The organism is Runella sp., assembly GCF_965279615.1.
In the GTDB taxonomy this organism is placed as follows: Bacteria; Bacteroidota; Bacteroidia; order Cytophagales; family Spirosomataceae; genus Runella.
Map to the genome: position 1 here is coordinate 475968 of NZ_OZ257252.1, position 26337 is coordinate 502304.

Genomic DNA, 26337 nt, shown 5'->3' on the forward strand with positions numbered 1-26337 from the left:
GTCTGGTATACGGCTAAACCGGACTGTAAATCTGTAAGTTAGGTAGACAATATAATTTTTTTGAGTTAACGAATCAAAAAAGTACAATTTTAATGTAGGCGGCCTATAGATTGAATATTGCCTTTAAAGGCTTTATTTACAAATAGTTGTAAAATTTGACTTTCGTTTAGAAAGTGTGGTATTATTTCCTGTTTAACGAAAATTTTATATAAAGGTTGAATTGGAATTTATTATATTTGTGCGTAGGGCAATTAAAAAGCAATAGAAAACTTTAATTTTCCCTTTGATTTATCCCATATTTACAAAACTTATTCCTTGATTATGAGCTACTTGGTAAAAGAATCTGATGGCTATCGCTATATTGATGAAGGACAAGGAGAGGTGCTGTTGCTGTTGCACGGTTTGTTTGGTGCATTGAGCAACTGGGACGGAGTAATTAATTATTTCAAAAAGGATTACCGCATCATAATCCCGATGTTACCCATTTATGAAATGAATCCCCGTGAAGCGGGCCTGGAAGCATTGGTTGCTTTTACGGAGGGATTTGTTGCGGCAAAGCAATTGAAAGATATGACCCTTATCGGTAACTCATTGGGAGGGCATATTGCAATTCTGTACATCCTGACGCACCCTGAACAGGTGAAACGATTGGTGTTGACGGGTAGCTCAGGTTTGTTTGAGAACGGCATGGGAGGTTCATATCCTAAAAGAGGGAGTTATGAGTATATTTCTGAACGTGTTGCGTATACTTTTTACGACCCAAAAGTAGCTACCAAAGAGTTGATCGACGAAGTATTTGAGACAACCTCAAGCATTCCTAAATGCATGAGCATTGTGGGGATAGCCAAATCGGCACAACGTAATAACGTAGCAAAAGAGTTGCACAAGATCGAAGCGCCTACCTTGTTGGTTTGGGGGCTGAACGATACGATCACGCCGCCGCACGTCGGCCATGAATTCAATCGCCTGATCTCCAATTCCGAATTGTACTTCATTGATAAATGTTGCCATGCGCCCATGATGGAGCATCCTGATCGCTTTAATGAGTTACTTGACCAATTTCTGGTGAAGCATGCTATTCCTGAATTAGCATAACAAACCGGTCGAAGAATAATTTTTAATTCACTTTTAAAGATTGCTCTTCGATCGTTGGCAATTGAAACCCTGCTTTTTCTTGCAAATTTACGGGCTTCTATTACTTTTACACAGTTGAAAGTATCAATCCCGCAATTATGACCTCCAACCGACCCCTTACTCGGTTTAGTTATCTTCCTAAATGGCTCGCTTGGCTCGACTTCTTGGGGCTGCTTGAACGCGACCCATTTGGCAATTCTCTGCTTATCAAACGCATAATGATTTCGGCTATCGGCTGGTTTACGTATTGGCGTTTTACGGTAGTTAACAAAACCACCATCGAAGGAATCGAATACCTGGAAGACCTTCCTGAAAACGGTGTCCTTTTCTTATCCAATCACCAGACCTATTTTGCCGACGTTATTTCGTTCTATCATATTTTTTCCAGTGTAAAATGGGGTTTCAAAAGTACGATCGTGCCCCCGCTTTATTTGTTGGCTCCTCGGGCGCGGAGTTATTACGTAGCCGCAAGCGAAACCATGAAAGCAGGTATTGTTCCTAAATTATTTGGTTTGGGAGGAGCCTTGACGGTTGAGCGCTCGTGGCGAGCTGAAGGACAGAATGTAAAACGTGAACGCGATACGTCGGCGGGAAACAAAGTGTCAGAGGCATTGGATCACGGTTGGGTAGTGAGCTTCCCGCAGGGAACAACAAGCCCGTATGCGCCGATCCGTAAAGGAACGGGGCACTTAGTGCTGGAAAATCAACCGATTGTGGTGCCGGTGGTCATCAATGGATTTCGCCGGGCGTTTGATAAAAAAGGGCTGCGATTCAAAAAGCGCAACACTACGCTGAGCATACGATTCAAGGCTCCCATAAAATTTGATGATTCCATGAGCGTAGAAGAGATCGTGGAATGGGTTCGTAAGGAAATCGAACAGGATGTGCCCGAAAAAATGGTTTGGATGAAGAAGGAAGGTGAGTGAATTTATAGAACGCAGATTGGTATGATAGTTAAGATAAGTTTATGAAGAACTCGTGACCTGTCTTACTAATTGATCATTCCTTTGACCGAAAACGTTTTCTTATCCGTAATGGATAAATGCTGAAAACCGCTGATCTCATAGGTTTTGACGAGCCAGATACCTTCCGGGCGCATAGTGCAGGTGAGTTGCAGCTTTTTTTCGGAATCGTATAATCTATTTTCTTCCTGCAATAACGCCTCGATCAATTTGGGCTGTTTTGAAACTTCATCCACTACGATTTTCAGTGATTTTACGGGTAATTTTTCGCCGTTTTTCAAGGTATATACATACGTAGTCGAAGTTGGTTGAGCAATGGTATAGCTGAGTTGGTAGGCTTTTTTATTGAGGTCTGCCTGAATGAACAATTCAAGCTCCTGTCGCCAGTCAATTTCGGTAGTTTGTTTATTTTCTTTCTCCTCACCCAGCGCCATTTCTTTGTTTACCAAAGGCTTACGTTTATTCAGTTCGGTGATCTGTGTTTCAATAAATCCTTTAAGGTCAAAGTAGGAACCAACAGTTGTGGTGTCTGTCGGATTGGTGCAGTTTACTAATAAACCAAGGCTGAGAACTATCAGAAAAATGTGTTTCATACAAAAAATGCTTCTTGGAGTTAACCCAAGAAGCATTTAAAAAGTTCTGCCGAAAACAGTACTCGAATTACAACAAACTAATGCCCGTCATTTCGATAGGCTGAGGCACACCCATCAACGCCAAAATAGTGGGTGCAATGTCGGCCAGCTTTCCGTCTTTCGGTTGGCCTTTGTACTCATTTCCTACGAATACGCAGGGAACCAAATTGGTGCTGTGTGCAGTATTGGGTGTTCCGTCGTCGTTGCGCATGTAGTCCGAGTTTCCGTGGTCGGCAATGATGATGGAAGTATATCCGTGCGCCATACCTGCCGTAGCAACGGCTTCGGTACATTGGTCAACGGTTTCGCAGGCTTTGACTACTGCTTCAAAAACGCCTGTATGCCCAACCATGTCGGGGTTGGCGAAATTGAGACAAATAAAATCGGCCGTTTCTGCTTCAATTTCGGGAACAATGGCATTGCGAATATCATACGCCGCCATTTCAGGTTTCAGGTCATACGTTTTAACATCCTTGGGCGAAGGGCACAAAAGCCGTTTTTCGCCGTCAAAAGGAATTTCACGCCCGCCTGAAAAGAAGAACGTAACGTGCGGATATTTTTCGGTTTCGGCAATGCGAATTTGCGTTTTGCCCGCTTTCGACACTACTTCTCCGAGCGTATTTTCGAGATTATCTTTATCATAAATGACCTTCACGCCCACAAACGCGTCATCGTAGTTGGTCATGGTAAGGTAATACAAATTCAGTTTTTGCGTGCCTTGTTCCGGAAAATCCTGCTGCGTAAGCATTTCCGTGATCTCACGACCGCGGTCGGTGCGGAAGTTGAAACAAAGCACTACGTCTCCTTCGGCAATGGTGGCAACGGGTGACCCGTCTTCTTTTACGGCTACGATAGGCTCAATAAATTCATCCGTAATATTGGCATCGTAAGACGCTTGGATCAACGAAAGTATTTCTTCATTGCTTTTTGCCGCCTGACCTACACCATGCACCATTCCATTGTACGCTTTTGCCACGCGCTCCCAACGTTTATCGCGATCCATTGCGTAAAAACGGCCCGTAACGCCGGCGATTTTACCCGTGGTTTGAGACAAATGGTTTTCCAGATCGGTCAAAAAGCCAAGACCACTTTTAGGGTCACAGTCGCGGCCATCGGTAAACGCGTGAACGTATACGTCGGTCAAACCAAAATCGTGGGCAAAGGTACAGAGTCCTTTCAAGTGGTTGATGTGGGAGTGAACACCACCATCGGAAACCAAGCCAATAAAATGCACTTTTTTGCCGCTGTTTTTGGCATAATTGAACGCCTCTACCAAGCTGGGTTCCTGAGCCAACGTACCTGTTTCAACGGCCAAATTGATCTTTACCAGATCCTGATACACAACCCGACCTGCGCCGAGGTTGGTATGTCCAACTTCAGAGTTGCCCATTTGACCATCGGGTAACCCGACAGCTAAACCGCTGGCTTCCAATTTGCTATGAGGATATTGTTCTAAAATGCGGTCGTAAAAAGGCGTATTCGCAGCGATGACGGCAGAACGGTTTTCTTCACCAACTTTGGCGATACCCCAGCCATCCATGATTATTAATATTACTTTTTGAGTCATTGTTGTGGGTTGAAATTTACACTAAATTATGCTCTTTGATCAAGTATTCCAAAAACTGCTCCCCGCATCGGGTCACGATTTGGTATACATTCTCAAAGGCTGCTATGTCTTCGTAATAAGGGTCAGGAACACCGTTCCCATCGGCTTGGTGATCAAAATCGCGGAAACTGAAAATACGGCCTTCTTCGGGATAGAAGCCGGTGGAGCGATAACTCTGCGTTTGGATATGTTCAAGGTTGGACTCATCCATCGCCACGATGTAGTCAAAATTGGCAAAATCGTCGCTGCATAATTTACGGGCACAGTGGGAAAGTTGAATGCCATAATCGGCCGCTACGCGGCGAGCGCGGCGGTCAGGTAGGGCACCGATATGATAGCCGTGCGTACCCGCCGAATCGCAGGTGATCTTCTCTGTCAGCCCACGATGAGCTACCAATTCTCTGAAAGCGCCTTCGGCAAGGGGAGAGCGGCAAATATTGCCAAGGCAAACAAATAAAACGTTGATCATAAGAGGGATAGGAGTCAGTACGGTGTAGTGAATAGGGAGCAGTGATCTGCTGACTCCTCGCTACTATCTTCTCATACCTTATTATTACTTCTCAAAAGGTTCCCCTTTTTCATCCACCAAAACAAATACTTCTTCGCTGTCTTTTTTCATGAAATATTTCTCACGGGCATACTTCTCCATGAGTTTATCATTGCCCAGCGTTGATGCCTGTTCTTTTTTCAATAATTCAATTTGCTCCACATAATATTCTTTCTGGTCTTCCAATCGCTGTAATTTCCACCAATTTTTGAGTTGGTCAGGAATACTGTTCAACTCAAACAAAAGCAGCCAAGCCAATAGACCTATCGAACTGAGTACATAGAAATTTTTGAAAAAGCGGAAGCGTGACAGAAAGTTCATGCGTAGCAAGGGGAAATAATGAATGAGTGAACCATTACTGTATTCACTCATTCATGGTTTGAAAATTAGAATTTCAATCCCGGGAAATAAGCTGTTTCGCCCAATTCTTCTTCGATACGAAGCAATTGATTGTATTTAGCCATCCGGTCAGAACGTGACGCAGAACCCGTTTTGATCTGTCCCGTGTTGAGTGCAACGGCCAAGTCAGCGATGGTGCTGTCTTCGGTCTCGCCCGAACGGTGCGACATGATATTTTTGTAGCTGTTGCGTTTGGCAAGATTTACGGTATCGATGGTTTCGGTCAAGGAACCGATCTGGTTTACTTTGACCAAAACTGCGTTGGCAACACCTTGTTCGATACCCATTTGCAAACGTTTTACGTTGGTTACAAATAAATCGTCACCTACGAGCTGGCATCTTTTGCCAATGGCGTCGGTGTGCAATTTCCAACCTGCCCAATCGTCTTCGGCCATACCGTCTTCGATGGAGATAATTGGATATTTGTTGACCCAATCCGTCCAGAAATCAGCCATTTGTGCCGAAGTCAATTCTTCTTTGCTTGATTTCTTGAACACATAGCGTCCTTTTTCTTCGTTCCAAAGTTCAGAAACGGCGGCATCCATAGCGATGAAAATGTCTTCGCCCGGTTTGTAACCTGCTTTTTCGATAGCGATCAAGATGGTTTCAAGGGCTTCAACATTGGATTGGATGTTAGGAGCAAAACCACCTTCATCCCCTACGTTGGTTGAATATCCTTTTGATTTCAACACACCTTTCAGTGCGTGGAAAACTTCGGTACCCATACGCAATGATTGCGAGAAGCTTTCCGCTTTGACCGGCATGACCATAAATTCCTGAAAATCAATGGCATTGTCGGCGTGTGCACCACCGTTCATGATGTTCATCATCGGAACCGGGAGCGTATTGGCATTTACGCCGCCAATGTAACGGAAAAGCGACATGCCGGCTTCCTGCGCCGCTGCTTTGGCTACCGCCAAAGAAACGCCCAAAATAGCGTTGGCACCCAATTTTCCTTTGTTGGAAGTGCCATCCAATTCGATCATGATCTTATCGATCAGATTTTGCTCATAAATAGAAAGACCCAAAAGTTCGGGATAGATGAGTTCATTGACGTTTTGAACAGCTTTCAAAACACCTTTCCCCAGATATACACTTTTATCATCGTCACGGAGTTCGACAGCCTCGTGTACGCCTGTAGAAGCACCTGAAGGAACCGCCGCGCGGCCTAAGAAACCATTTTCGGTGCGAACATCCACTTCAACTGTGGGATTACCGCGTGAATCAAGGATTTGCCGAGCATGTACCGATTGAATTGTACTCATTTGCAGGTAGGTTTTGTTAATAAATTATTGGTTTGAAAAATTAAGCACAAAGTAAATAAAAAATACAGGGCATTGAAAGAAATTACTTTTTATGCGGCGCTTTTCAAGCTTACAGCCTTGTTATTGACTTGGGAAATAATCAAAATACTGCGTCATTGTTTCAACGGGAATTTTCCCTTCACTCGCCTGTATACCCAGACTGACGCATTCCTGAATTAACTCCTGTTCATTTTTAAGGGTATGATTCTTTAAAAAATGATTTGCATAGCTGTTATAAGCCGTCCGGATCTGCACTTTATCATTTAACGCTGCTCCGATCTGAGCCCACGTTAAATAGGTGTTTTGTTTGAAAACGATACGATCATCGAAAGAGGTTTGGTTAATGAAGTCCGCCAATTCTTTCAAATGGTTTGTCTCACCAAACATAACCCTAAGCACATGCAGGTAATCTACCCAAACGCTTACATTCACGGTTTTTAAAAGCCGAATACTTTCTAAGACCTTATTTTGCTTCATTAAGAGATAAGCTTTATAAATGACGGGTACTTGATAGGCGGTATCAAGTCTCTCAACCTGATCAAAAATGGCCAATGCTTGATCAAATTGGTTATCCTGAAGATAAAAAATACCCAGATCAAGCAGATTTACCTGTCTTTTGGGGGCTATCATAGCCAGCTTTCGGTAGGTTTCGATGCCCAACGAGTGACTGATTCCCGAAAATTGTACAAAACCTGATTGAGATAATAAAACGGGGTTGTCCGGATGGTTGTGCAAGGCGTTGGCCAGCATGGAGTTGGCTGATTGAGCATACCTGTTTTTGGAATCTATGGGTAAGCCGCTTTGAAACACCTGATCATGTTTGAGTGCATACTGGATCGCGACGTCATATTTCCCAATAAATGCCTGTTGATAGGCTTGCTCATGTTGGGAGATCATTGCTTCGATTTCATTTTGGTTATATGCACTCGTTATTTGTCGGTTGGTAATAAAACTTACTGCCACAAACTGCCAAAAAGCACATAGAATTACTCCTGAAACGATTAATTTAATAACAGTTGTTGAACTGAATGTTGAACTGATGTAAAAGCCCCCGGTCGTATTTTGCGTTACATAAGCTGCCAGACCAAAGAACCCAATAAGGCTCACCAAACTGTCAAACCCAAACGACAGAAAAAATACATAAGCCGTTAAATACCCACTTAATACACTTTTTTGCCACTTAGATACGCTGCTTTGCCAAACGACATAGAAAAAAGCGGCTATTACGGACAAATAAGCGAGTAATCCTGCCCAACCTGTTTGAATAAGTTTATCTAAAATAAAGTTGTGGGAGCTATCGTACCAAAAACCGGCCCCGTGTAAATTGGGAGTATAATGTTTTACGTAAAAATAGGGAAAGGATTCCTGCCCCCATCCAAAAACAGGACGGTCGTTGATTCCTCCCAAGGCCATTTTCCACAAGTTAAGCCGCGTACCAACGGTTTTTGAGTTGATACTCAGATCGGTGGCTCGATTCAATATTTCGTTGTTTTGGACCCATGGAGCCTCTCGTTGCATGTATAAAATTACGGGAATCAATAAACATATTGCCATTACAGCGACGAGCCGGTTGCGATTTGATTTATACTGCACAACGGATGCAATGACCGTGACAAAAACGCCAACTCCTAAGGCAAGAACGCCCGAACGGGTCTTGGTTAGAAAAAGGGTATAAATAAGCAGAAAAATCGTTGAAATAAGACCTGTAAGCCCCACTTTAGAAAGCCGTGAGCGAAAAGTAAGAGCGATAGGCTCGGCAGCTAACAGAAGTATAAAAAAGAGCGTAAGTAAATAGCCCGATAAATGCATGGGATTGGATAAAAGAGACTGAATTCGTTTATCCGCAAACCTATTTTGTTCAAGTAAACCAAAAAGACACATATAAACGCCTGTAAGCGTGAGTACTATAACGAAATAGACCCATTGTTTCCGGTTGAACCGGACTTGACTGAAAAAAAAGTAGAACCCGACGAGATGTATAAGATTGACAAAGCCCATCATTCGTTCAAAATTGGAAAGCAGATTGAGTCGTACATCTTCTCCCGCCAGATCAGCTATCAATACAATGACTGTATACAGCAAAATACTGATTGTTAATGGCGATTTGTCTATAGCAATGGTCTTGCTCTTCCAACGCAGGCACATTATCAGCATCATTGCATCAACAATGGCCCAGAAAAATAACGTTCTGTGGACGATTGTTCCGTAAATGGCCGTTTTAGAGTGAATTAAAGGCAAAGTAGCTACCATTACAATCGGTAGTAATGTTGACCATGAAGTTGAAGGCACTTTGAGCGGAGCTTTATTTATTACTTCATACATGGAATTCAAACGGAAAGTAATCGTTGAGAAGCGCTAAGTGAGTATACAAATTAAAGCAATTTAAATGGCTGTATAAAGAAAATAAACGCTTTTAACGATTACTTTTTTTAGAAAGAAATCATATTTAAATAATGCAATTGTATTATTAGGTGATAATGTTATTAAAAACAAATAATATACTTAAAAAATAAAAAATACATATTGTTTGTTTTGATAATGTTGTTATATTTGGTATAAAAGATTGTTATAGAAAATCTTTGTAAAGGCTTTTTAATAACTATTCTTGGAATAATAGTATTATATACACCACATTATTAGTTACATCATGAAAATTTTTTTACTAAGTATCGGCTTGGCGTGGGTGGTATTGTCTGCGCAGGCCCAATGGAAAGAGCCGTGGTCAAAAGGAGAGATAATACTCGCCGACGGCGAACGGCTGGCAGGCGAGCTGGTTTTTGCTTCCGATGCAGAGGTTGTATCCTTAAAAATGGGCGATGGAACCCTTAAAGCCTATAATTCAGCCCAAATTCAATCCTTTCATTTTCAGGATATTCGACGGAAATTTTTACGACGTTTTAAAACGAGCGTATTGCCTGATAGTGGCAGAGAGGCAATTGTAGAGATTGTTATAGAAGGAGCCGTTGAAGTACAAAGGTGTTTAAGAAATCGGCCTAAGGGTTCTTTTGGACCGATCTATAATTATTTCCCCGATGAGCCGATCCAGCATAGTGTCTTTCGTTACTATGTTCACGATGGGCTTTATCTGTGCTCAATGGAACATTTTCTAAAAAAAACGTACCGCCAAAAGACCGGCCGTTGGCGCAGCAAACTTGATTTATTTAAAACCCGTAACAATTTAGATAACGGAATCGAAAGCTGGTTGCGCGTACTGCTTTTCTACAATGCACTTGAAGAGGAATGGCGAGAAAGACAACTTCCGTTTGAAAAAATACAGACCACCGATGAGATTACGCTTTAAGTCGTTGGACGGCCTGCCAAATTCGTTCGGCCGGCATGCACAGTGACAAGCGAATATAACGCTGTCCTTTTGGTCCGAAAATGAAGCCGGGAGCAATGAAAATGTATTTTCGGTACAGCAATTCATCCACGATCTGTTCAGCGGAAGGGATCGATTCGGGAAGTTTAGCCCACAGAAACATACCCTCCTGGCTTTCGTCGTAGGTGCAATCCAACGCATCCAAAAAGGCTTTTGCTGCCGCTAAGCGACTGCGGTAAATGTCATTTTGGACCATGTGCCATTGGTCGGTGTTTTGCAGAGCAGCCACGGCGGCCTGTTGGATTCCCATAAACATGCCGGAGTCCACGTTACTTTTAATGGTCAAAACAGCATCAATATAGGGTTTGGCCGCCGACATCCAACCCACGCGCCAACCCGCCATGTTATGCGATTTAGACATGGAGTTAAGTTCAATGGCCACCTCTTTGGCACCTTCAATGGAAAGGAGGCTGATGGGAGGTTTCTGGTTGAGAATCAGGCTATATGGGTTGTCGTGGCAAAGCAGAATTTTATGTTTATGGGCAAACTTTACGGCGTTTTCAAACAATTCATGCGTGGCCGGAGCGCCCGTAGGCATATGAGGATAATTCAGCCACATGAGCTTGGTCTTGGGACTTACCAACGATTCCATTGTTTCCCAGTCGGGCTGCCAGCCCTGATTTTCGAGCAGAGGATATTCAACGACATTCGCGCCAACCATTTGACTGACAGCTCTATAAGCGGGATAACCTAACTCCGGCACCAGCACTTCATCACCGGCGTCCAAAAAAGTCATGCTGATGTGTGTAATTCCTTCTTTAGAACCGATCAGGGGGAGGATTTCGGTCTCCGGGTCCAACGTTACGCCATAGACTCTTTTATACCATTGAACAATGCCCTGTCGAAAAGCCGGAATGCCTTTGTATGCCTGATACCCGTGACTATTGGCTTGTAAAGCAGACTGATACAATGCTTGAATGGTAGCTTCTGAAGGCGCTTGGTCGGGGTTGCCGATGCCCATATTTATGACATCGTGACCCGCCGCCATGAGTTTACGAACTTCGGCGAGTTTGACCGAGAAATAATATTCCTGCGCTTGGGTGGCGCGTTGAGCGAGCGAAATGATCATTGAGGTGACATTGGACAGTGGAAGTTTGATATGCACTTTGGCCTATCTTCTCATGTCCCATTTTACAATATAATGAACGGCTTTGGACTGAAACAAAGCACAAAGATAAGCAAAGTCAACCAACCTAAGATTTGTCGGGTACGATTTAGCGGTTGAGTATCTTCCGTAGGAGGGTGGTACACTCCTAAAACTCGTCCCAGCAGGAATCCAAACACAAGAAATCCTGAGTATCCGTCCACTGTTGGAAAAAGAATTGAAATGGTAAATTGCACTGCAATGGAAAGCAAGGCCAACATCCAGCTCGTAAGGGGATTTTTGTCGGAGATGCGACTGAAGCATATCTGCAAAAATAACGCATAGAGGCCCAACTTGCCGATCGTTTTCCAGAAAACAATATTGTCAACAATGGCGAATTCTTCCGGACGATAGGAGCCCAAGCCGGCGTAGGTGATAAAAATAAAGAAAAGGATCGGGGCAATTATTTTAAAATTTTTACCGCCAATGAGCCCGTATAATACATGCCCACCGTCTAATTGGCCAATGGGAATCAGATTTAGAGAAGTAAAAAATAAGGCCAGATATCCTGCCAGAATAAGCGGATAGTGCATGATTTCCTGGGGAGGTGGCAGGCGAGTTGGGTCGGCAACGACATTTTTGAAGAAGGAGAACAGCAAATTATCTCCCAACAAAATATTACCTGTCATACTTTGATTCGCGTACACTACCCGGGCAAATCCCATTCCGAATTTTCGATATTCGGGGTGAATCGTAAAGATATAATCCAGTGTTGGAAGGGTGGCAAATCCATACCATAAAACACCAAGTGCTACCACAAAGCCCGCCAGTGGGCCGGCAATGCCAATGTCAAAATACTTTACGCGAGAACGGATAAATTCTTTGATGCGAATAAAAGCGCCTAATGTACCGATCGTTTGGCCAATACCCAACCACAATGGAATATAATAGGGAAGAGTCACTTTTACGTTGTGACGCTTTGCCGCAAAATAATGCCCGAATTCATGCACAGTTAAAATTCCTAAAAATGGAATGGAGAATCGAAATCCCTGCCAAAATTCACTCCAACCCAGTGGGTTTTCTATTTTAAAAAAAGGCAGATCGAAGGGGCGCCCAAACATCCACTCTGCTCCTGACAATGAGGTAGTTGCCAAAGTGACAATGAACAGAGTTATTTGGAGAATAAGGGTACGTTGATTCTTCATGAAATGTTTACTTGTGAAAATACAAAAAAGCCAACGTACTAGTAATCACGTAAATACTCCACAATTGAAGTAGGTTTTTGAACGTGAATGGTATGAATACCGCATTCGCCGGCGGCGCGGATATTGTCGAGGTTATCGTCCAGAAACAGGGTCTCGTCGGCCTCAATTCCTGCAATACTCAAAACACTTTTATAAATGTCCGGACTCGGTTTCATCACCCCCATTTCGTACGAGAGAAAGAGCTTCTCAAACAAATGACCCAAATTTTCAATGGCCGCGGTACGAAAAAGAATGGCGTTGACCTCATCAATATGAATGGAGCTGGTATTGCTAAGCAAAAACAAACGATATCCCTTTTGCGCCAATTCCTGAATTTTTTGAATACGATCAATTGGTATATCCAATAACAGTGAATTCCAGGCAGTGTCAATAGAATGGTCGCTCCAATCAGACGATTGGAACAGTTCACGGATTAAACTTCGAAAAGCATGAGGTGTTAAATTTCCCGTTTCAAACTTCTTAAAAACGTCATTTTGTTGGATAAGCAAATGTACATCTTCCAACGATTGATTGCTCAACTCCGCAAACGAATGTGCGGCTCGCGGGACATCAATGTTAAGGATAACATCTCCTAAATCGAAGATAATATTTTTGATCATAACGCTTAAATCATTATTCACTGAAAACACCCATCGAACAAAACTTGTCGATCCGCTGAGTGATACGTTCTTCGGGCGTCAGTTTTTGAAGATCATGAAGATGTCCCAAAATGATCTTTTTCAGCGTTTCAGCCATTATCTTATGGTCTAAATGCGCTCCGCCGAGGGGCTCTTCCACAATGCCATCCACCAAACGGGCCATTTGCATATCCTTGGCTGTTATTTTCATAGCTTCGGCTGCCTGCTCTTTAAAGTTCCAACTGCGCCACAGGATCGTAGAGCAGTTTTCGGGAGAAATGACGGAATACCAAGTGTTTTCAAGCATCAATACGCGGTCGCCGATGGCGATCCCAAGGGCACCACCTGAAGCGCCTTCCCCAATCACAACACAAACGACCGGGACTTTCAGCATGAACATCTCCTTTAAGTTGCGCGCAATGGCTTCACCTTGTCCACGTTCTTCGGCTTCCAGGCCCGGGTAGGCACCGGGAGTATCGATCAATGTAACGATAGGCTTGTTGAATTTTTCGGCCAATTGCATGAGTCTCAGGGCTTTACGGTATCCTTCAGGATTGGCCATTCCAAAATTCCGCTGCTGGCGTTGTTTGGTGTTGCGTCCTTTTTGTTGACCGATCAACATCACAGTTTGGCCATCCATGTTACAGAAGCCCCCCACCATTGCAGGGTCATCGCGCACCGTGCGGTCGCCGTGGAGTTCAATAAATTCCTCACACATCAGCTCAATGTAATCAAGCGTATACGGACGGTCCGGGTGGCGCGAGAGTTGGACGCGCTGCCATCGGGTGAGGTTTTGGGCAGTATCCTGCCGTAATTGTATGATGCTGTCTTCGAGTCGGGCTACGGCTTCCGAGACGTCTACCTGCGTAGTTTCGGCCAGTTTTTTGAGCTCTATAAGCTTGGATTCAAGGTCAGCCACCGGTTTTTCAAAATCTAAATAAGTTGGCATAGAGTTACTTACAATTCAAAAGTTTGTCCCTTGTGGGGAATCTCAATGTTTTTGTAACCGACTGATTCGAGTGTTTCCTTAAATGTGAGCATGCTTGGCATTTCTCCATGAACAAGGAATACTCTTTTTAAGTGGTCGGGCGATTGTTTTTGGACAAATTCGATCAAGTCGTCGCGGTCTCCGTGGCCGCTAAATACGTCAATTTTTTCGATATTGGCCAATACTTGTTCGTCTTTCCCTCTGATTCGTAACGTGGTTTGCCCGTTCATGAGGCGCCAACCGAGGGTTCCTTCGGCGCAATAACCGATGAGTAAAATGGTACAATAAGGATTGCTAATGTTCTGAGCCACATGGTATTCGACGCGGCCACCCTGTATCATTCCTGACGATGAAATGATGATGCACGGCTCGGCATGATTGGAAATGGTGCGGCTTGCTTCGGTCTTTTCGATGTAGATTAAATTTTCGAAATCAAACAACGATTCGTTCTCTTCCTGAAATTCACGGGCTTCTCGATTGAGCATTCTGATGTTGCGTTGGTATACCCGCGAACTCTCAAACGCCAACGGACTGTCGGCAAAAACTTTGATAGGAGGGAGGTTGTGATCGTTGTAAAGCTTGTTGAGCGTGTAGAGCAATGCCTGCGTTCGTCCCACGCTGAAAGAGGGGATAATGAGCCGCCCCGGAATATCTACGCATGTACGCTGAATAACATCGGCCAAAGCGGCTTCCGGAGTCACGTTTTTTTCATGGACACGATTTCCATAGGTAGTTTCGCACACCAAATAATCTACGGAAGGAAGCGTGCCCGGGTCTATCAGTAGAGGGTAGCCTTTGCGGCCAATGTCTCCCGAAAAACCAATGGTTTTCTTCTGCCCATTTTCCCACACTTCCACTAAAATATGCGCTGCACCCAATAAATGCCCGGCCGGAATAAATGTCACAAAACATTGATCGGCTACTTTGAAACGACGATTAAATGCCAAGGGAACGAAGTTTTCAAGTGCATCGCGGACTTGTTTTTCCAAGTACAGATCTTTGGGTAGCTCCTTTTTTTTACGCCCTTTTCGGTATTTTTTTTGACTGTCTGCGCTATTGATCTCGTTCAGGCGTTTTTGATTCAGCATTGCCGCATCTTTCAGCAAAATAGTGGTCAAGCCAAAGGTTGGATCGGTACATAGTACTTGACCTTCGTATCCGTCACGGTATAGATTTGGGATATTGCCTGAATGGTCAATATGAGCATGCGTTAATATTACTAAATTGATAATGGAAGCATCAAACGGGAACAGAGCATTCGGAAATGGGCTGTTTTCCGGGGGAGTACGCTTTCGATCACCGCTTTCAAAATCAGACCCGCAATCAATCAAAATCCGATAATCATCATCTAATTCGAGAAGATACATGCTACCCGTCACTTGTTGGGCGGCCCCCCAAAACGTTAATTCATATATGTCAGATACCCCGGTCCCGATGGGGAGTTTTGTTACATCCTTCAACGAATCGGGACGAGCCTATTATTGCAGGCATTGAAGAATGGATTACGCAAATGTATCAAAAACTACGTAATTTTGGTATTTTTCCGTTATACCGGGAAGCAGTTTTCTACAAAAGAATCACTATAGGAGGTTGTATTCTAAGCGCTATGCGGTTCATCCAACGGAATTGAGCGGGCTATGCGTTCTTCGAGAGATATAAATGTTTCGGTGCGTTGGATGCCGCCTACTTTTTGAATTTTATCGTGTAATACCTGCCGAAGATGTTGGGTATCACGGCATACAATTTTGGCAAAAATACTGTAGATGCCCGTTGTATAATGAATGTTGACGACTTCGGGGATCTTTTCGAGTTGTACCGCTACTTCTTCATACAGAGAGCTTTTGTCAAGGTAAATTCCAAGAAATGCACTGATATCCCAGCCCAATTTTGTCTGATCTACTAAGAGCTGAGCCCCTTTAACAATACCCAACTGCTCCAGTTTCTTCATTCTGACGTGTACTGTACCACCCGATACATGCACTCGTTTGCCGATTTCAGTATAAGGAAGATGGGCGTCGTCCAGTAAAATGGAAAGAATTTTAAGGTCTGTTGCGTCAATTTTATCAATTTCTAAATTTTTGTCCATGATGAAGTGATAAATTTTGATTTCTTTCAACAAAAATGCCTTTTTGTTGAAAGAAATCAAAATTTTTAAAAATATTTATGGAAAATTTGTAATAAATAAGAAACTCTGTTAATTTTGCATCGTCATTTTATTCAAAGACGCAGCTCAATGAGTAGATGCAATGAATAAAGTTCTTTTATACTGTAGGATGATGAAACTTGGCAGCCATGCCCTCCTGTCTCGGGGGTGGTGACCACAGGACAAACACGATATAATGCCGGCACTCTAGTCGACTGGGGTAGACCACCAAACTTTGTATCGCGGCTAACTGCACCGTGGGCGGTTCGAATCCCCCTCCTACAGCAAGGAAAATCTGTCAGTGCTTACTGACTGAATCGTATTGAAGGATAGCTTGTTGGATGATCTATATTTCCACTTGTTATCCTTTTAAAATATAAGGTGACGTGTCGTTTTGACACGAGCTCTAAAAAAGAAACTATTTGGTTTTTAGTTTGTTGATGAAGTGTAATTGCGACACGCAGGCTCAACTTTGAGGCCTGTGTGTTTTTTTTGTGCCTATCAAATCCCTCAAAGATTGGGATGCTGTAAAAGATTCCGTTGATTTGCACCTCCTTTTACCTTAACGCCTTTTCCAATGATTCATTCCGACGCGGCAGTGCTTGGTCTTTTGTTCGTTATTTTGGCACTTATCTTTCATACTGCTTCGCTCAAACATTCCTTTTGGCAAAAATTCTACGGCGTTGTTCCGCCCTTATTGCTATGTTATTTTATTCCGGGTGTCCTCAATACCTTTGGCGTGATTTCGGCGGAAGAATCTAAGCTTTATTCGGTCGTTTCTCAGTATTTTCTGCCGGCTTGTCTGGTGTATTACACGTTGGGAATGGATTTTAAGGCCGTAATAAGACTTGGGCCTAAAGCGCTTATTGTGTTTTTGGCAGGTACACTGGGTGTTATGCTTGGAGGACCCATTGCTATGGGGATTATGAAAATAATTGATCCGGCCGTGGTTGGAGGAGAAGGTGCCGATGCGGTATGGCGCGGATTGGCAACCATCGCCGGCAGTTGGATTGGGGGAGGCGCAAATCAAACTGCCTTGAAAGAGGTCTTTCAACCCAGCGATCGGTTGTTTTCACAGGTTGTTGCGGTGGATGTCATTACGGCCGAGATCTGGATGGCGGTTTTGATCTATGGAGCAGGGTTTGCGGCGCGTATCGACCGCCGTTTTAACGCTGACGCCTCGGCAATTGATACGTTAAGAGAACGCTTGGATAATGAACAGAAAGTGTCTCAACGAATTTTTACGTTATATGATCTGATGCTTATTGCTGCGGTTGGCTTCGGTGCTACCGGGTTGGCACATTTAATGGCTGATTCTATTGTTCCATGGATAAAAACCCATTATCCTTCCCTCGAAAAATTTAGTCTGACTTCTTCGTTCTTTTGGGTAGTAGCGATTGTAACATTGATCGGTATAGGCTTGTCCTTTACGCGTTTACGAAAATTGGAATTTGCAGGGGCGTCCAAAATAGGCTCACTTTTTTTGTATTTATTGGTAGCTACTATCGGAATGAAAATGGATCTGGTGGCGGTTGCTGAAAATCCGGGCCTTTTTGTAGTTGGAATTATTTGGATGTTGGTGCACGTTGTGGTGACGCTCGCAGCGGCGAAACTTATAAAAGCTCCCTTTTTCTTTACGGCAGTAAGCTCACAAGCCAATATAGGAGGGGCTGCTTCGGCTCCTGTTGTGGCAGCGGCTTTTCACCCATCTCTGGCTCCGGTAGGGGTTTTGCTGGCTATTTTGGGGTATGCGCTTGGAACCTACTGCGGGTATTTGACGGGGTTGATGATGCAGTGGATTGCGACCTAAAGCATGAATTGATGAAAAGAGTCGATTACTCCCGATAACCGACTCTCAGTCGAGAATGAATCGGATGCTGAAAAAGATGTATTTTAATAGTCAATCAAACAAATAAAAGCGACGCTGGCAGCGATCGCATCGATAGTACTTCAGAGGCAAAAAGAATAATGCAGTTCGTATGATAAAAGGGCGCCGCCGCCGGTCAATGGCCACGGATTTACAATAAGGGCATTTCTGCTCTTTAGGAGTGGTTAGGACTGAGGAATTCATAATGTTGAGTTCGGTTTACTATTAATTAAGGAACGGAATATTTTAGTACGATGCTTTCACTTAAGTTATAGGTATAAGATAGCCTTTTTATGAGTGATGCCTTTCGTGAAATTCTCAAAACACGGTTATCCGCTGATTTTACCTAAAACAAATGACTGAGCCAAACTCGGCTCAATGCCGGGCTTACATTTCGAGATTTTGAGAATAATACCTTGCCCCCTTCGCGTAAAAAAATGTTAAATCTGTGCTTATTTTTATGCCTCAATACGTTTATTTTTTTAAATAAACAAAGGGTATAAATTTGAGTATTAGAGATACTTTCAAGGGTACTTCAATCAGTAATAAGAATTACCTTTAGGGGACATATTACAAAGCTACTATTAAATATGGCATTCTGCAAGCGTATTTTTTTCAAAAAAAGCAGATTTTTGCCTTATATGAGAGAGGTATAATTTTGACTAAAAATACTTCAATTTTGTTGTATTGACGTTTTTTGCCATTAATAGAGCTTAAATAATATCCTGTAGTAAAAAGGATTTACAGTAATGTTATTATTCGCATATTTATTTGAACTTATTCATTTGTATATAATAAATATGACTTTTAAGGATATGATTTATAGAGCTTCATTGGCCCAGATTATTACTAATGCATAAGCTCAATCTGACAATAATAAGGTGCCGGTGTCCGATTTGTTTCTTTCAAAAAAACAGTATTTTTTATTTAAAGAACCTTTTTTATAAGTGATTTTATAAAGAGGGAGCCGAAGCCCCCAATTTTATATATGGAAATTAAAAGAGTTGAAAAAAATGATCAAGCTGTTTTGGAAGATCTCCTCGAAAATCACATTGACAGTTCCGATCACCTTGACGAGCGTCCAACGTTTGAAACCTTAGAGCGGCTTCTGGAGGATGATCGCAGTTATCTATTGGTTGTACTTATTAATGACAAAGTGGTGGGGTATACGCTTGCCTACCGATTTCCTTCTTTGTATGCTTCGGGAGATATGGCTTATTTGTACGATATTGATGTAGTACCTGAACATCGGCAAAAAGGCGTAGGTCGCCTTTTGATAGAAACCGTGAAGGCTTGCCTGTTTCGTGATGGAGTTACTGAAGCCTGGCTTGGTACGGCCGTTGACAATTGGGCGGCACAAAGATTGTTTGCCGCAACCGGTGGTATTAAATCGGGAGAGAAGTTTTATGATTATACCTATGTTTTGAGCAAAGATAAAAGCGAGTAAAATTATTCTGTTTAGCGATAAGTTTTGAAACATTAAAAGAAAAAAAATAAAAATATCGGGTAGTAAACATCTGAAATTGTGATAAATACGTAGGTATACTATAATATATTTCATAACGTTGAGTAGTGCTTAAAAACCCGCGTGGCGCTGTCGTGCGGGTTTCTTTTTGATCGACTGCCTGATCAACTTTTTTCTGCTTTACAAATCTTCCGGCACACTCCGGAATGATTTTTTAGAGAGTTAATGCGTTGCACCTTCAAAAACACGTTATCAATACATGAATTATCACTATATCGAAGAATACCTCGGCAAGGATGCCGACTATTTATTACGTCACCAATGTACTACCATTTCCAAAAAACTTTTGCATCATCCTTCGCCTCATTTTATTGATGCTGTTTTTGCGGAAAGTAATCGCAAAATTCCCGTGCTGCGAAGCCTGGCAACATTGTACGGACATGGACGGCTGGCTGATACAGGCTATCTTTCCATCTTACCCGTTGATCAAGGCATTGAACATACTGCGGGAGCTTCATTTGCGAAAAACCCCATTTATTTTGACCCTGAGAATATTGTCCGTCTGGCTATCGAAGGCGGTTGTAATGCAGTGGCTACTACCTTCGGAAATCTGGCAACAGTTGCCCGCAAATACGCCCATAAAATTCCATTTGTAGTGAAGCTCAACCACAATGAATTATTAACATATCCCACCAAATACGAACAAATTATGTTTGGTTCGGTCGAAGAAGCCTGGAATTTGGGAGCGGTTGCCGTGGGAGCTACCATTTATTTCGGTTCAGAAGGCTCCAATCGGCAGCTGGTCGAGGTGGCTCAGGCCTTTGAAAAAGCCCATGAGTTAGGCATGGCAACTATTTTGTGGTGCTATACCCGGAACAATGCGTTTAAGAAAGACAACATTAATTACGAAACGGCGGCTGATATTACGGGACAAGCCAACCATTTGGGAGTAACCATTCAGGCCGATATTATCAAACAAAAAATACCGGACAGCAACGGTGGCTTTACGGCCATTGATTTTTCTAAAAGTGCGCCCCAAATGTATACTGATTTGTCGTCCGATCATCCCATTGATTTGTGTCGTTACCAGGTTGCCAATTGCTATATGGGACGGATCGGGCTGATCAATTCCGGTGGAGAATCAAAAGGAGAATCAGATTTGGCCGATTCGATCAAAACGGCTGTGATCAATAAGCGGGCCGGAGGAACGGGCCTTATTTTGGGCAGAAAAGCCTTTCAACGCCCTTTTGACGACGGTGTAGCGTTGCTTAATGCCGTACAGGATGTGTATTTGTCAAAAGAAATTGATCTGGCGTAAATATATAAAAGTTGGGGTTTTAGAGCTGTGCCCTGTTTGTACGCCTATATCAAATCCTTGCTTTACTTACCAACATTCTATATGCCAATTTGGAATAAATAGGTATAAATGAAATCAGCTCTTGCCTGATTACCTGAATATTATATTTCAGATACCTATTTGTCTATTTGGTATATGTAGTTATATTTGTAGTATAGTAACGTATACCATGCCCTACTTCGTTAAACAATCTGTTTGCCTTTTTCTGGCAATTGAGGTGCTGTTTGCAAGCACCGGTTTTGCTATGCACGAGCATTGGTGTGTTAGTATGGACATAAAAACCGTTTCATTGCTTCATAAACAGGGATGCCAAAAAGAAACGGAAAATTTCAAAAGCACCGAGAACGAAACGAGCTTCAAACGGAGTAAATGCTGCTTAGATAAAGTTACTTTTTACAAAATTCAGACCCCTTCTTCTGATCTTGGGTCGCCGCGATGTTTAAGTCAGTTTTTAGAAGGAGTGTATTTTTTTACTCCCGTGTATTTTCCTTCAACGGGTTGGTTTCATCGCGTTGTTTCTTCGAATGTATCTCGTTTTTACAGTAGTGCACCTCCTCTTCATGGGCGAAGTATGCTCATTTTTATACAGTCTTTTTTAATTTGATTTCCTGCCCCTGTGGGCAGCGAGCAGCCCGGAAAGCTGCTTTTGGCATTTCTGTTTTATACTTACTCTAACTCATCATGAAAATCACTCCATTTCTTTTCAAGAACTATGAAACCGTACACCAAAAATAAGGTGCCCGGTCATTCCGGGATTGTAATTGCTCAGGAATTAGAATCAACTGACAAGCAGGAGATGACTGTTGATTTTAATAAAATCAATCCCGACGGATCTGTCACCTTAACCCAATCAGGACAAAGCGCCGGGTTTTTATCCTGGTCAACTTACCCTAAAATAATCCGAGAATCACTGGCGGCCATTCGCTGGCTTATATTAACAAAAGGCGCACAATGGGTGAGCTTCCCTTTTCGGTTTTTGAGCAAATCTCAAACGGAAGCTTATTTGCAATCCGGCCAACTTGTACTTTATCCGGCCAATTTGGTTCTGCTTCACGAAGCGGTTGATCTATTGGATTCAGAGAAACAGTATTTTTCCCAGAATCTGGCCAATAATGAACCTGTCAGGGTTTGGAGCTATTTGCCGGGCAAGGCCGGTACAAAGCAACTGCCTTATGGAGGAGTTGTTATAAACAACAAAGTGCTTTGCAATGATACTGATCATCATGATTTCTACCGAAATGTTCGGCATCGTCGGAAGCGCACTGAACTTCATGCAAAAATACTGATTGCCCCTTGGAGCCATTTTCAGGATGGCTTCATTTGGGGAGGATATTATGATTATTTGATCTTATTGGTCGGAAAACTGTGTCGGATAAAGGATGTATTGCCCGAGGCTGATTTTAAAGAGGCCATCGTTTCGTATCCGCTTTTCAACACACCTTACGAGCACGAATATCTGTTGCTCTTAGGTATTGAGCCGGAAAGAGTTGTGGACAGTCGTACTCACCAAATCACATTTGATCGTTGTATTCTCGGCGACATTGGACATTGGTTTTATCCAAATGCAGCTGACATTGCCTTAATTCGTAAATATATTCTGGAAAAAGTGCCGGAAACAGACCCTTATGCGGGCAACCGCATTTATATAAGCCGCGCCGGTCGTCGCCATATACTCAATGAGAAAGAATTGGTCGGTGTATTGAAGAATCATGGCTTTCAAATTATTGAAGACGTGCCTCGTACGATTGCCGAACAAGTTTCTATTTATCGGAACGCCCGGTTTATCATAGGCCCTCATGGTGCGTCGTTTTCCAACATACTTTGGTGTCGGCCCGGCACTTACCTTTTTGAATTATTTTCAGCCACCTATGTTCCGGAGCATTTTCACTACTTGGCCGAACTACTGCAACTTCGTTATACGGCGTATTATTATGGCACTGCCGATGTGGAAAATGATCATCAGTCTGACGGGCTGGAAGACAGTATTTATGTGGATATTACAGAAATTGAGCAAAGTTTGCAGAAACTGCTTAATTCCTGATAGTTACAATGGGAGCAAATGTCTGCCCGATGAATCAGCGGGCAGACATTGTTTTATATGCTTTTGATTGCTTTTTTCACACTGTTTTAAAAAAGCATATACCATAAACTAGGGAAGGCGAATAATTGTAAGCGTAGCCCCACTGTTGTTATTAAGTAATGCATTGGCAACAGAACCATAAAATTGCAAACTGATGACTGCATTTGCGGGTAATGTCAGGATAGCATTGGATTGTAAAATGTTTGAAACGATACTTGGAGTAACAACAGTACCTTGGGCAGTGGCTCCATTTACAAGGATTCGGGCATTAAACGATTGAGCAATTCTTGTATTGACAGTGTAAGAAATATTATAGCGTCCTGCGGCAGAGACCGTAAATTCCGTATTGTCGGCATTGGCAATGATACCGGACAAGTTCTTTGCGTCGGGCAAAGGAACTAAGACCCCAAGTATTTTAAGATCTATATTGTTGCCGGTGTTGTTGGCTGCAAATCCACTGACAGCGGGAGGCAATGCATTGGTTATCTCGGTCAAATTGGCCAATTTTTGCCATGCCCCCTGGGTAAAATAATAATAGCCAACGGGTGCCTCTGTCTGATAGACCAATAAGCCTTCGGCGGCTGCTATACCGGTACGCTGCTGTAACGACATTCGAGGTGGAAGGAAGCCTTTTGAGGTAGACTGTACTTCCAGCTGGGCTGAATTGTCAGGTAGATTGGTCCCGATACCCACTTGGGCTGTAAGTGCAAACGAAGAAAATGCAAGTACAAAAAAAAGTAAAAGACGGCGTTTCATCAGAATGGTTTGGTTTAGGAGAGTATAAAAATGGATAGGGGTACTCAAGTTAAATGCAATGAAAGAATCGTAAGCAGTCGTGAAATAAGATTTTGGCAAAGGAGCAAAATTTATTCAGGACGAAGTTAAGAAACTTTAATGTTGATTGGATATAGTCAGTCCCCTTTTGACTTTATTCCTTCTTATATGGAAAGAATTTACATGGCTTTTTAAGCTGTTCTTTTGCTTTTTATTTACCGAGAGATATTCGCTATTGTTTGTTAATGGGTGGTAATTCGCTTATAAAAATAGTTATTTCACCGGCAAATTGATAGGATTCACGGTTTTGACCTAAAAATTTCAGGCAATCTGCCTGAAATTTATGCTACTTTAGTATGGCATATAATTTATCAGAGAACAGCAAAATCAAGCGATTTTCAATAAATTATATTCGACGTTATGAAAGAAAAAATGAACTGCTTAGGCCGTTTTTTAAAGTAGGGTAAAGTCTATACATTGCCCCCGCCTTTTTGAGGCGGAGGCATGTTTTTTATATCGAAACGTCAAATAGTTTATATACCAATCCGAATATATGTTTTAAGTGAGCAAATTATGCTTTTACGGCTTGCCGGCAAGAGAATTTTGTCGCCTTCCAATAGACGGCGATCTCGTCGCACAGTAATTTACAGGCATTTTTTGTATCGTTATCTTTTGATTGTAACCAAGAAGATTCCAGCATTGTTTTCGGAGCAACCTTTACATTGCCGGTCTTGTAGTAGCGTGCTATTTCAACCGAATTTTTGTCTAAAGGCTGCCCTATGTTGATATATACGCGCACTTCTCCAAGCCCGCTTCTCCATACCCTGATCCAAATATCAAAATCGCCCAAGATGCCAAGCATTTTTTCAGAATAGGATTTTTGAGCAAGGCGGTCTGCCTTATTGCCGGCCAGACTGTTTGTAACACGATTTTGGACTTTTTCTGATTTTTTTGACCTCATAATCTTTCATAGATATTCCTGCTGATTTTAAAGGACATAAATATCGTATATTAATTAAATACTTTTGGTATATATCTGCTTATTTAAATGGTGTATGTTATTAAGCGGTTCCCATACATTTGATTTCTCCGCTGTACTTAAGGATTTTGGGGAAGGGATAAACCACCTTCTTTAGCGGTGGTGCTAAAGTGTCGGAGTGGTAAACGGTTTTCGTAAACTTTGGGTTGTATCAATGGATACGCCAAGCCGGTCAGGGCAGAAGCGATACTTCTATATGCCTGACTGACAAACGTTTTTAAAAGAAGGGATGTTATAATGATCCTGATTTGGCCCGGTTACTGACTTTAGGCTATATGAATGACTAGCTTAAATACAAATTCATTGACCGAAGATGAATTAAAAGTAAATGTTTGTCTTTAAAGGTACTTGTGTGCGGTCCAAGGGCATTTAATTGCTCCAAAAATAACTGAGTCGCCATTAGCCCTTCCAGGTCGTGGCTTTCAGAGAATACAAGACAATGGGTGAGTGAAATGATTTTCAGGCGGTGCCGGGATAAAATATCATTGTCCCAATCAAGCGAAATTTCATCTACCAATCCTCGAATTTCCTGATATAATTTTCTATTGTTCATTTACTACGGCAAATGTAATTATAAAAATAGAGTTGGAGCACATACCGGTTTTTTCAAGGGTAGGTACATATTCGTTCTACTAACTGTTCTGAAATAATTATACTGTGGGACCCGTAAATATACAAAACATGACCTCTACAAGACACTTTGCCGAAATAAAAATCGAAGGCTCTACTACTTTAAGGTAAATATAAGACCAAGAAAAAACACCGCATCTACATAGCAGCAGCGGTGTAAGCTCACTTAACTCAAATAAAATATTCTAAATATATAGGAAAAAGGTAGAGAAAACAGGAGTATTTTAGACAATTATCGGTATTCTATCGACGAAATGCAGGAATAACGTAAATGAATGCAAGAAAAAACAAAACCCGGCCTTATGAAGACCGGGTTTTGCGTTACACTTTACCCTACTTTAAATTATCCGACCATGTTACCGGTCCAATTTCTTTTTCATAACATTGAAGAAGGAACTTTAGAGCGTTAATAGAAAGCCCTTCCGATTACAAAAATAACAGCAATTGTATATTTTTTTCACTCGGTTTGACCTTAGAGCCGTGAAATCAACCTATTTGCCGGTGAATCCTAACTATTTGCCGGTGAAATGATTTGTTTTGGTGGATAATAAATATATCGCTAAACAATAAACACCGCCCCTGTAAATCAAAGGCGGTGTAAGAATCATTTGTATCTTATGAATTAAAATAACACTTAGCTCAATAATGGAATGCTGTCTGCCATAACCTATAGCTCTTCCGGCTGTATAGTTTTGTTCAGCTTTTTACAGACAGGGTTTTGTATACAAAATCGGAGGAGTATAGTCCGATTTATCGAAAAAAGCCCATGTACAAAAAATGTACGTTTGTTGGGACACTAGAACTGATAGAAACGGTCTCGGCAGTTATCGCATCGATAGCGTTTAAGCGGTAAAAAAAACAGAAAGGTTTTTACTAAGAGCGGTCGAGGGTAACGCTCAAAGGCAATACTCCCGCAACGGGGGCACTGCTTTGATTCGGAAGAAATCAAAGTGAACATAACAAAGGCAGTTAGGTTAGTTATTTAAGAGGAACGAACGCTTTGGGAATGGTAGGAGTCCAAGTCGGGCAGTTTCAGAAAACGACCGGTTAAATTGATACTGTTTC

23 protein-coding genes are annotated in these 26337 nt (G+C 42.3%); 8 read left to right on the forward strand and 15 right to left on the reverse strand.

The features are described 5' to 3' along the window. Window positions 1–321 precede the first annotated feature (321 nt). The gene (locus ACQY73_RS02090; RefSeq protein ID WP_428660773.1) at window positions 322–1095 is read left to right on the forward strand and encodes an alpha/beta fold hydrolase; all 774 of its coding nucleotides are present in this window, start codon (window positions 322–324) and stop codon (window positions 1093–1095) included. 137 nt (window positions 1096–1232) lie between these two features. After that, complete coding sequence (locus ACQY73_RS02095; protein ID WP_428660776.1) at window positions 1233–2060, forward strand: lysophospholipid acyltransferase family protein; 828 nt, start codon at window positions 1233–1235, stop codon at window positions 2058–2060. A 65-nt stretch (window positions 2061–2125) separates the two neighbouring features. Here the strand turns inward: ACQY73_RS02095 and ACQY73_RS02100 are convergent, their stop codons facing one another. From ACQY73_RS02100 to ACQY73_RS02125, 6 genes are all read right to left on the reverse strand, one after another. Beyond that, window positions 2126–2689: a hypothetical protein gene (locus tag ACQY73_RS02100; RefSeq protein ID WP_428660778.1), complete on the reverse strand. Its 564-nt coding sequence runs from the start codon at window positions 2687–2689 to the stop codon at window positions 2126–2128. Window positions 2690–2756: 67 nt separating this feature from the next. Next, window positions 2757–4295: a 2,3-bisphosphoglycerate-independent phosphoglycerate mutase gene (gene gpmI, locus ACQY73_RS02105; RefSeq protein ID WP_428660781.1), complete on the reverse strand. Its 1539-nt coding sequence runs from the start codon at window positions 4293–4295 to the stop codon at window positions 2757–2759. Window positions 4296–4311: 16 nt separating this feature from the next. Then, window positions 4312–4803, reverse strand: coding sequence for a low molecular weight protein-tyrosine-phosphatase (locus tag ACQY73_RS02110; RefSeq protein WP_428660784.1), 492 nt, complete (start codon window positions 4801–4803; stop codon window positions 4312–4314). 84 nt (window positions 4804–4887) lie between these two features. Then, window positions 4888–5253, reverse strand: a complete 366-nt coding sequence (locus ACQY73_RS02115) for a septum formation initiator family protein (RefSeq protein ID WP_428660787.1) — start codon at window positions 5251–5253, stop codon at window positions 4888–4890. Between the two features lie 14 nt (window positions 5254–5267). Next, window positions 5268–6545, reverse strand: coding sequence for a phosphopyruvate hydratase (gene eno, locus ACQY73_RS02120; RefSeq protein ID WP_428660789.1), 1278 nt, complete (start codon window positions 6543–6545; stop codon window positions 5268–5270). A gap of 120 nt (window positions 6546–6665) precedes the next feature. Further along, the gene (locus ACQY73_RS02125) at window positions 6666–8906 is read right to left on the reverse strand and encodes an O-antigen ligase family protein (protein ID WP_428660792.1); all 2241 of its coding nucleotides are present in this window, start codon (window positions 8904–8906) and stop codon (window positions 6666–6668) included. 325 nt (window positions 8907–9231) lie between these two features. Between ACQY73_RS02125 and ACQY73_RS02130 the strand changes: the two genes are divergently transcribed. Beyond that, entirely contained in the window at window positions 9232–9885 is a 654-nt protein-coding gene (locus ACQY73_RS02130; protein ID WP_428660795.1) for a hypothetical protein, read from the forward strand. On the opposite strand, the gene ACQY73_RS02135 is transcribed toward ACQY73_RS02130, so the two are convergent. The 6 genes from ACQY73_RS02135 to ACQY73_RS02160 all read right to left on the reverse strand — a co-directional run bounded on the left by ACQY73_RS02135 (window position 9875) and on the right by ACQY73_RS02160 (window position 16003). Continuing rightward, window positions 9875–11032 carry a pyridoxal phosphate-dependent aminotransferase gene (locus ACQY73_RS02135; RefSeq protein ID WP_428660798.1) on the reverse strand — a complete coding sequence of 386 codons (1158 nt, stop codon included), beginning with the start codon at window positions 11030–11032 and terminating at the stop codon, window positions 9875–9877. The genes ACQY73_RS02130 and ACQY73_RS02135 overlap by 11 nt on opposite strands. A gap of 62 nt (window positions 11033–11094) precedes the next feature. After that, a complete protein-coding gene (locus ACQY73_RS02140) occupies window positions 11095–12252 on the reverse strand; it encodes a site-2 protease family protein (protein WP_428660801.1) in 1158 nt (385 codons plus the stop codon). Window positions 12253–12290: 38 nt separating this feature from the next. Then, complete coding sequence (locus tag ACQY73_RS02145) at window positions 12291–12911, reverse strand: HAD family hydrolase (protein WP_428660804.1); 621 nt, start codon at window positions 12909–12911, stop codon at window positions 12291–12293. A 13-nt stretch (window positions 12912–12924) separates the two neighbouring features. Continuing rightward, on the reverse strand, window positions 12925–13878 hold the full coding sequence (locus tag ACQY73_RS02150) for an acetyl-CoA carboxylase carboxyltransferase subunit alpha (protein WP_428660806.1): 954 nt from the start codon (window positions 13876–13878) through the stop codon (window positions 12925–12927). Between the two features lie 8 nt (window positions 13879–13886). Then, the gene (locus tag ACQY73_RS02155) at window positions 13887–15284 is read right to left on the reverse strand and encodes an MBL fold metallo-hydrolase RNA specificity domain-containing protein (RefSeq protein WP_428660809.1); all 1398 of its coding nucleotides are present in this window, start codon (window positions 15282–15284) and stop codon (window positions 13887–13889) included. A 230-nt stretch (window positions 15285–15514) separates the two neighbouring features. After that, entirely contained in the window at window positions 15515–16003 is a 489-nt protein-coding gene (locus ACQY73_RS02160) for an Lrp/AsnC ligand binding domain-containing protein (protein ID WP_428660811.1), read from the reverse strand. A 634-nt stretch (window positions 16004–16637) separates the two neighbouring features. Between ACQY73_RS02160 and ACQY73_RS02165 the strand changes: the two genes are divergently transcribed. The 5 genes from ACQY73_RS02165 to ACQY73_RS02185 all read left to right on the forward strand — a co-directional run bounded on the left by ACQY73_RS02165 (window position 16638) and on the right by ACQY73_RS02185 (window position 22790). Beyond that, window positions 16638–17870 (forward strand): DUF819 domain-containing protein, encoded by a 1233-nt coding sequence (locus ACQY73_RS02165; RefSeq protein WP_428660814.1) that lies wholly within the window; start codon window positions 16638–16640, stop codon window positions 17868–17870. Between the two features lie 1045 nt (window positions 17871–18915). Then, window positions 18916–19374, forward strand: coding sequence for a GNAT family N-acetyltransferase (locus ACQY73_RS02170; RefSeq protein ID WP_428660817.1), 459 nt, complete (start codon window positions 18916–18918; stop codon window positions 19372–19374). Between the two features lie 277 nt (window positions 19375–19651). Further along, window positions 19652–20710, forward strand: coding sequence for a class I fructose-bisphosphate aldolase (locus ACQY73_RS02175; protein ID WP_428660819.1), 1059 nt, complete (start codon window positions 19652–19654; stop codon window positions 20708–20710). A gap of 208 nt (window positions 20711–20918) precedes the next feature. Next, the gene (locus tag ACQY73_RS02180; RefSeq protein WP_428660821.1) at window positions 20919–21353 is read left to right on the forward strand and encodes an HYC_CC_PP family protein; all 435 of its coding nucleotides are present in this window, start codon (window positions 20919–20921) and stop codon (window positions 21351–21353) included. Between the two features lie 108 nt (window positions 21354–21461). Next, window positions 21462–22790: a glycosyltransferase family 61 protein gene (locus ACQY73_RS02185; RefSeq protein ID WP_428660824.1), complete on the forward strand. Its 1329-nt coding sequence runs from the start codon at window positions 21462–21464 to the stop codon at window positions 22788–22790. 108 nt (window positions 22791–22898) lie between these two features. Here ACQY73_RS02185 and ACQY73_RS02190 read toward each other — a convergent pair whose 3' ends face one another. The 3 genes from ACQY73_RS02190 to ACQY73_RS02200 form a co-directional block, all read right to left on the reverse strand. Beyond that, the gene (locus tag ACQY73_RS02190) at window positions 22899–23585 is read right to left on the reverse strand and encodes a BclA C-terminal domain-containing protein (protein WP_428660826.1); all 687 of its coding nucleotides are present in this window, start codon (window positions 23583–23585) and stop codon (window positions 22899–22901) included. A gap of 589 nt (window positions 23586–24174) precedes the next feature. After that, complete coding sequence (locus ACQY73_RS02195) at window positions 24175–24564, reverse strand: hypothetical protein (protein WP_428660828.1); 390 nt, start codon at window positions 24562–24564, stop codon at window positions 24175–24177. A 361-nt stretch (window positions 24565–24925) separates the two neighbouring features. Then, window positions 24926–25195, reverse strand: coding sequence for a hypothetical protein (locus tag ACQY73_RS02200; protein ID WP_428660830.1), 270 nt, complete (start codon window positions 25193–25195; stop codon window positions 24926–24928). Window positions 25196–26337: the final 1142 nt, after the last annotated feature.

Bases quoted from the DNA above. Each gene is read 5' to 3' on its own strand.
- gpmI (WP_428660781.1), bottom strand. From the start codon at position 4,295: ATGACTCAAAAAGTAATATTAATAATCATGGATGGCTGGGGTATCGCC.
- ACQY73_RS02155 (WP_428660809.1), bottom strand. From the start codon at position 15,284: ATGTATCTTCTCGAATTAGATGATGATTATCGGATTTTGATTGATTGC.
- ACQY73_RS02100 (WP_428660778.1), bottom strand. From the start codon at position 2,689: ATGAAACACATTTTTCTGATAGTTCTCAGCCTTGGTTTATTAGTAAAC.
- ACQY73_RS02140 (WP_428660801.1), bottom strand. From the start codon at position 12,252: ATGAAGAATCAACGTACCCTTATTCTCCAAATAACTCTGTTCATTGTC.
- ACQY73_RS02095 (WP_428660776.1), top strand. From the start codon at position 1,233: ATGACCTCCAACCGACCCCTTACTCGGTTTAGTTATCTTCCTAAATGG.
- ACQY73_RS02195 (WP_428660828.1), bottom strand. From the start codon at position 24,564: ATGAGGTCAAAAAAATCAGAAAAAGTCCAAAATCGTGTTACAAACAGT.
- ACQY73_RS02180 (WP_428660821.1), top strand. From the start codon at position 20,919: ATGCCCTACTTCGTTAAACAATCTGTTTGCCTTTTTCTGGCAATTGAG.
- eno (WP_428660789.1), bottom strand. From the start codon at position 6,545: ATGAGTACAATTCAATCGGTACATGCTCGGCAAATCCTTGATTCACGC.
- ACQY73_RS02115 (WP_428660787.1), bottom strand. From the start codon at position 5,253: ATGAGTGAATACAGTAATGGTTCACTCATTCATTATTTCCCCTTGCTA.
- ACQY73_RS02165 (WP_428660814.1), top strand. From the start codon at position 16,638: ATGATTCATTCCGACGCGGCAGTGCTTGGTCTTTTGTTCGTTATTTTG.
- ACQY73_RS02125 (WP_428660792.1), bottom strand. From the start codon at position 8,906: ATGTATGAAGTAATAAATAAAGCTCCGCTCAAAGTGCCTTCAACTTCA.
- ACQY73_RS02190 (WP_428660826.1), bottom strand. From the start codon at position 23,585: ATGAAACGCCGTCTTTTACTTTTTTTTGTACTTGCATTTTCTTCGTTT.
- ACQY73_RS02150 (WP_428660806.1), bottom strand. From the start codon at position 13,878: ATGCCAACTTATTTAGATTTTGAAAAACCGGTGGCTGACCTTGAATCC.
- ACQY73_RS02185 (WP_428660824.1), top strand. From the start codon at position 21,462: ATGAAACCGTACACCAAAAATAAGGTGCCCGGTCATTCCGGGATTGTA.
- ACQY73_RS02135 (WP_428660798.1), bottom strand. From the start codon at position 11,032: ATGATCATTTCGCTCGCTCAACGCGCCACCCAAGCGCAGGAATATTAT.
- ACQY73_RS02175 (WP_428660819.1), top strand. From the start codon at position 19,652: ATGAATTATCACTATATCGAAGAATACCTCGGCAAGGATGCCGACTAT.
- ACQY73_RS02160 (WP_428660811.1), bottom strand. From the start codon at position 16,003: ATGGACAAAAATTTAGAAATTGATAAAATTGACGCAACAGACCTTAAA.
- ACQY73_RS02130 (WP_428660795.1), top strand. From the start codon at position 9,232: ATGAAAATTTTTTTACTAAGTATCGGCTTGGCGTGGGTGGTATTGTCT.
- ACQY73_RS02110 (WP_428660784.1), bottom strand. From the start codon at position 4,803: ATGATCAACGTTTTATTTGTTTGCCTTGGCAATATTTGCCGCTCTCCC.
- ACQY73_RS02090 (WP_428660773.1), top strand. From the start codon at position 322: ATGAGCTACTTGGTAAAAGAATCTGATGGCTATCGCTATATTGATGAA.
- ACQY73_RS02145 (WP_428660804.1), bottom strand. From the start codon at position 12,911: ATGATCAAAAATATTATCTTCGATTTAGGAGATGTTATCCTTAACATT.
- ACQY73_RS02200 (WP_428660830.1), bottom strand. From the start codon at position 25,195: ATGAACAATAGAAAATTATATCAGGAAATTCGAGGATTGGTAGATGAA.
- ACQY73_RS02170 (WP_428660817.1), top strand. From the start codon at position 18,916: ATGGAAATTAAAAGAGTTGAAAAAAATGATCAAGCTGTTTTGGAAGAT.